Here is a 6,000-nt window from a genome sequence, read left to right on the forward strand (position 1 = left end):
ATTTATGATCTGACGCACCCTACAACTGTGTTATGCGATCGCAATTTGATTCAGAGTCAAATTCGGTGCGCCTTCTAAAGTAGCAATTACTATTGCTGAATTTGCACCAGTACCATCAGAATCAAAACTGAGAACACCTGTTTGAGTGTTATACAAGAAATTAGCACTTGTTCCCAAAGGTTGAGGATTAGTACCACTAACAAATACACCTGTAGCAGATGCTTGGTTACTCAAAGCAACACCCGCACGCAAACCTCCACCAAAGTTAGTTGCGGAAATTGAGAGCATATCATCGTCACTAAAATCGGTAATCATATCATCAGCTTCATCAGCAGTTTGATAGGAGAACATATCTGCACCACCTGCGCCAGTCAGAGTATCTTCCCCTGCGTCACCTGTAATTTGATTTGCTCGATCGTTACCGATAATTTCGTCGGCGTAACTACTACCAGAAACGTTATTAACACCGTTAATTTTGTTAGTTTCAGTTTCGTCAGGTAGAACAATTCCTAAAGTAGGAACATCACCGGGAAATTGAGGAGTTAAAATTCCCGTAGCGGGATCTAACGATGCGCCGCCAATCCCAAAATCATTATCAGTAACAACGGCAATTTCTCCGGTGTCAACTAAAGCTAACCCTTCGACTTTAGCTTCGTTTTTGGGATCGTATCCCGCCGCAATTAAGTCAACATATAATGTTTTGTTGACTGGGCGAATACCTGCGGCTGTTAGTTCTTCTAAAGAAGAGGTTTCGATCGTCTTTCCAGCAGGTAAACGAGTTAGATCTGCTGTCATTAAATTGGTAGCTTCAGCTAAGTCTATTTGGAAGACTCTTTTGAATGCTCCTGCACCGCTGTTATCATCTCTTTCAGCAACTAAAATTTTGCCATTTTCTAAAGAAACCGCATCGCCAATTTTGTCAGCTTGCAAACTTTCTAAACGGTAAAGATACTCGCCAGTTGTTTGTTTTGTTTGGGGATCGAATTCCACAATTCGCAGGTTTAAGGAATCTCTGGAAGTGCGATCGTTCGCTACATCTGGATTATCAATGGCGCTTTGAATGAAGGCGTAAACTTTGCCATTTTGGTAAGCTACTGCTTCAAAACCTCGGTTAGCACGTCTTTGGGCGTAAACTGCGGGTAATGCTTCCACACCTGTAACTACTCCCGAAGCATTCGATCCTTCGGGCACATATCTTTCCACTAATTTCCCTGTAGCATCAAAATGCAAAATCGAAGGTCGGTACTCATCCACCATCCAATAAGTACCATCAGGAGCGCGAGTAATTCCTTCTAAATCTACACCAAAGGGGTCATTTTCTAAAATGTTGCCAAATACATCTGCACCGACTTCATCACTATATGCTAATCCGGCTTGACCTTGCAAATTTGGCAATCCTGACATGGGTGTATTGTCTTTATTTCTCAACCCAATTCTTTCTAAATTGCTAACTTCTCCGGTGTTGGGATTTAATTCAAATTTTATCCAACTCGGTTGGAAATTCGGCAAAGGAAAAGGTCTAACTCTGACTCCATTAATGTCAGTTGGTTCAGCATTTGGCCCTCTGTCAGTGTGGGTAATAAATTGCAAGTTTCCATTAGCTGTTCGTCCTTCAAAGAATAACCCAGAAAATCCACCAAAAGCAATATCTTGACCTGCTGGACTTTGGGCTAAAGGTGGTAAATTGTCGAGATAAATAGTAGAAGCTTGGCGTTGTTTTACTTCTCCAGTTGTCAGGTTAACTTCTAAGCCAGTAATGCTACCGCTGTAGTCTACCGTGTTAATAATTCGCCCTTGTTGGTAGCCAAAGAAAAAGTAATGTTCAAAGCTGGAACTAAATTGACCTTGGGCGATCGCAATTGCCACATCCCGATTTTGATTTAGGTAAGCATTCCCATTAAATTGTGCTCCTGGTGTGCGCCCTTCAAATAAACCATGTTTGTAGAAATGTTCCAGTTCATTGCGGAAAAACCCTTGGGAAACTGCCTGTCTAACATCAAAGTTTTGCTGGCGATAAAAGCTAGCGTCGAAGTTATTTAACAGTAGGCGAAACTGGGCTAACTGCGATCGACCTTCACTTAATCCATATTCCAGTAAATGTTGCATTCCACTTTCGAGAAATCCCTGATTTACTGCTTGGGCAACATCCTGATTAAAGGTAAGATAGAAATCATTAAACAGGGCAAATTCGGCACTAGGAGCACGTCCTTCACTTAAACCAGTTTTGATGAAGTGTTCTAACTCATTTTGGATTTGTCCTTGGGCAATACCCACCGCCACATCCGCATTATTTGCCAGATAATAACTACTATCAAAAAACTGCCTAAACTCAATGCTGAAAGATCGAGATTCTTTGTAGCCAAACCGAAAAAAGTGGTCAAATCCACTTTTAACTCCTCCATTGGCTATCGCTTGCGCTACATCAGAATTTTCCGCTAAATATTCTAAAGCAAATCGAGAACTAGGATTGCGTCCTTCCAGAATACCAAATTGGGAAAAATGAGCGTAAGCACTGCTAATTTCTCCTCTAGCAATTGCCTCAGCAACATCAGTATTAGTTGCTAAATAATACTTCGGATCGAATAAAGACAAATTCGATCGATCGTCAGTATTTTCTGGAACTGCGCTAACACCAACTCTGGGATCGATATTCAGAGGTTCATTTAATTTTAGCAGCAGAAACTCATTTTGATCTGGTTCTGGTGGTCTGCCAGCACCACCTCGAAAGTTATTGTCATTAGCAACTAAAATCGTATTTTGATCGATCGCCAAAACGTTTTCGATTGTCACAAAAGGAAAGCGAAAAGTCGTGCTACCATCTTGATTTAAGTCTTGGGGATCTTGAATATTTAGTAAGTCGGCAACTTCGGTTTTAGCAACGTAGCCGTCAGCATCTTTTTCGGCTAAATTAATTTTGAAAATCTTCTTAAGTTGCGCTTCATTCCCTTGTCTGCCATCGCGTTCAATTACTAAATATTCATTGTCGTTGATAACTGCTAAATCTCCGATCGCATTCCCCTCTGCTTCGAGTCGATAACGCCCAGCAATTCCTGTAAACTCTTTAGAAGTCGGATCGAATTCATTGATTCGCAAAGTATCATCAGGATCGCCAGTAACCGGGCCTTCCAAAAGACCGTATAATTTAGTTTTGCTGGGATTAATTGCTAATCCTTCATAACCTCTAGAACGAGGCAAATTAGATGTAGCTGTACCTGCTAAAACATCAGGATGATCGGGAGATTGAACAATTCCCGAAACTAAAGTTTCGCTACGTGCTTTTAAGGCTGTATCGGAGAAATCACTAAACAATCCATCTACGCCTAACCTGAAAAATTGTTCGTATTCAGTGATAGGATTGTTGTTATAATTCGCTGCCAAATAGCGAGGTTCATCGCGAAAAGTGTAAGGATGAACTAATAACCCAGCTGCATGAGCATCCTGTACTAAAGTAGTAGGTGGTAGCGTGTTATTATTAGCATCTACGGAAACAATCATCCGTTTCCAAGGGCCAATTCCATCCGCATAAGTGGCAATTTCTGCTAACCCTTGGGGACTGCGTAAATCACCATAAGTTCGAGGGTCGTTGTTAACCACAAAATCAAAGGGTTTGGTTTCAATTAATACCCCATTTGGGCCAACATCAACCGCATCAAGTAACTGCACCAAAGGTACATCAATTAATTGATTTAAATCTTTTAAGTTTTGAACTTCAAAAGATTGGATAAAGACGGGAGAATTTTCATTATCGTAACCATTAGCTTTCAAAACTGTTACTAATGGTTCCTCTAATGACAAACCAACGGAATCAAAATAAGTTGGGTGTTTTGTTTCTGGATAAATGCCAATTGTGCGTCCTGTTTCGGCACTTTTTTGCTTGGCTAAATCAATGATTTCCTGTAAGGTAGGAATTTCAAATTGTCCGTTAAAAGTTTGGTCACGAAAATCTAAGCGTTCTTTAGCTTTTAAGGTTTTGATTTCTGCTAAAGTAAAGTCTTCCGTAAACCAACCTGTATATTGTTGACCATCAATTGTTTTGGTGGTTTTGCGATCGGCAAATTCCGGGCGAAGGGCAACATCTGTAGTTCCCGAAATTTCGTTTTCATGGCGGGCAATTAATACGCCATCTTTGGTAGAAACTAAATCTGGTTCAATATAATCAGCGCCTAGATCGATCGCCAATTCATAAGATACTAAAGTATGTTCGGGGCGATAACCACTAGCACCTCGATGTCCGATTACAATTGGTAATTCACCGCTAAGAGTTTTAATATCGGCGAAATTTGGGGTGGGAATTGGCGCTTCTAAGAGTTTACCTGTGCGATCGAAATGCAACATATAAGGGCCAAATTCTTCGCCAACCCAAATAGTACCATCAGAAGCAAAAACAAAGGACTCAATATCAAAATCGGCTCCTGTTAATAGTCTTTCTCTTGTCCCTTCATTAACAATCGGAAAAGGAATTTTATTGTCAGGATCGGATAAAGAAATAAACTCTTGTACTTTTACTGTACCATCACCGCTAGCACCTCTAAATTCTGGTTCTAAGCGATATATACGTAACAAATAATCAGGACTATTCGTTTTACTACCAAACCCATTGTCTGACACAAACCAAAAAGAATCTTTGTCAGCAAACTGCACACCACTAAATCCTTGTACTGGTTGTTCTGGAAATGGGCCACCTAAACTACTTGCTTGAGAACCAGATGGAGGGCCACCAGCAAAGGTATCTGCGGGTAATAAAGCGAATCCTTGAAGTTCTGCCATGCTGTTCAAATTGGGTTAACTTTAAATTGCCATTTGCTATTTCAGCAAACCTGAGTTTACCCACGAATTTAGGTTAAGAAACAAGTGGCTTTTGTTCAAGGAAAGGTTAAGATTTTGGGAAAAAGAAGCTATTTAAATAATGATAGACAATCAGATTTTAAAAGCCCTTTAGTAACTTTAATGCTGCAAAAACTTTTAGCAATAATTTCTTCGCAACTTAAATCAATTTGCGAAATGCCTAACTCAATTAAATCTTTAATGGAAGCGCCAATAATAATTTCGGAAATGCCAGCCCAAATGCAAGCTGTAGCACACATTGGGCAAGGTTCGCAAGTGGTATACAAAGTGTAACCACTTAAAGAAGTGCTGTTGAGCTTTTTAGTTAAAAACCGAATGGCGTTAATTTCGGCGTGGGCGGAAGGATCGCGATCGCGTTTGACGGTATTGTGGGCGGCGATCGCAATTTTCCCATCCTTGACGATCGCCGCACCATAAGGCGCATCCCCTTGCTTCGCCTCTGCTAAAGCGACTTTCATCAACTCTTCTGGACTCATGTTTTGACCTCAAATAACTGATTGTGATCTCGATCGCTTTTATCACTATATAACTATCACAAGCCTGTCATCGGTGTAATCACCGAGCTTGGTTTAATTTGCTTCCATAATAAAAGCATAGAGTTCAGCCAGTACCAATGTCCCACCAACTTAACCTTCTCCCTACCGCCCTTTCTGACTTATTCGCCGAAGTTACCAGTTCAGGAAATATCACTCTTGCCGATCGCTACGGATTAAAAGCAGCTATTCTCGAAGGTTGCTTGAGTGAAGAAGAACAAACTAGTTTAGATAGATTACTTTATGGCGTGCGTCGGGGACGTTTGCAAATGGTTAATGAAATCTCTGCTGTAATGTAACTTTTCTGCACCAAACTCAAGAAATAAGAAATCCGCAATAAATTTTTAATCATTACTTTTTAAAACTCCTGAACTCTCAAGTTATTAAGCTGGGCTAAATAAGCCCAGTTTTTACTTTTATAGTTAAGTTCGTTGTTGGCGTTTTAGCGAGGGAACACTGGAGTACTCACAACCAACCTGATTAAGCTGTTACGCATTTAAAAGTCATATTGTAGGGTGCGTCAGATTTAGATATTTTCCTTTCTACATAGGCTTTACCGTCTGACGCACCCTACTCGTTAATAAGTGATTTAAATGCGTAACAGATTATTCGCTCTAATTAT

At 40.4% G+C, this 6,000-nt stretch carries 2 protein-coding genes and 1 pseudogene; 1 reads left to right on the plus strand and 2 read right to left on the minus strand.

The features are described from left to right. Window positions 1-30 precede the first annotated feature (30 nt). Window positions 31-4,761, minus strand: a pseudogene (locus ACE1B6_RS19000) (esterase-like activity of phytase family protein); the annotation flags it as partial. Window positions 4,762-4,895: 134 nt separating this feature from the next. After that, entirely contained in the window at window positions 4,896-5,321 is a 426-nt protein-coding gene (locus ACE1B6_RS19005; protein WP_413258827.1) for a nucleoside deaminase, read from the minus strand. 137 nt (window positions 5,322-5,458) lie between these two features. Between ACE1B6_RS19005 and ACE1B6_RS19010 the strand changes: the two genes are divergently transcribed. Further along, window positions 5,459-5,677, plus strand: coding sequence for a hypothetical protein (locus tag ACE1B6_RS19010; RefSeq protein ID WP_413258828.1), 219 nt, complete (start codon window positions 5,459-5,461; stop codon window positions 5,675-5,677). Window positions 5,678-6,000 lie beyond the last annotated feature (323 nt).

Source organism: Floridaenema fluviatile BLCC-F154 (assembly GCF_041929135.1).
Classification (GTDB): Bacteria; Cyanobacteriota; Cyanobacteriia; order Cyanobacteriales; family Aerosakkonemataceae; genus Floridanema; species Floridanema fluviatile.

What these genes read in the sequence shown, in the direction of transcription:
- ACE1B6_RS19010 (WP_413258828.1), top strand. Translation starts at nt 5,459, where the DNA reads ATGTCCCACCAACTTAACCTTCTCCCTACCGCCCTTTCTGACTTATTC.
- ACE1B6_RS19005 (WP_413258827.1), bottom strand. Translation starts at nt 5,321, where the DNA reads ATGAGTCCAGAAGAGTTGATGAAAGTCGCTTTAGCAGAGGCGAAGCAA.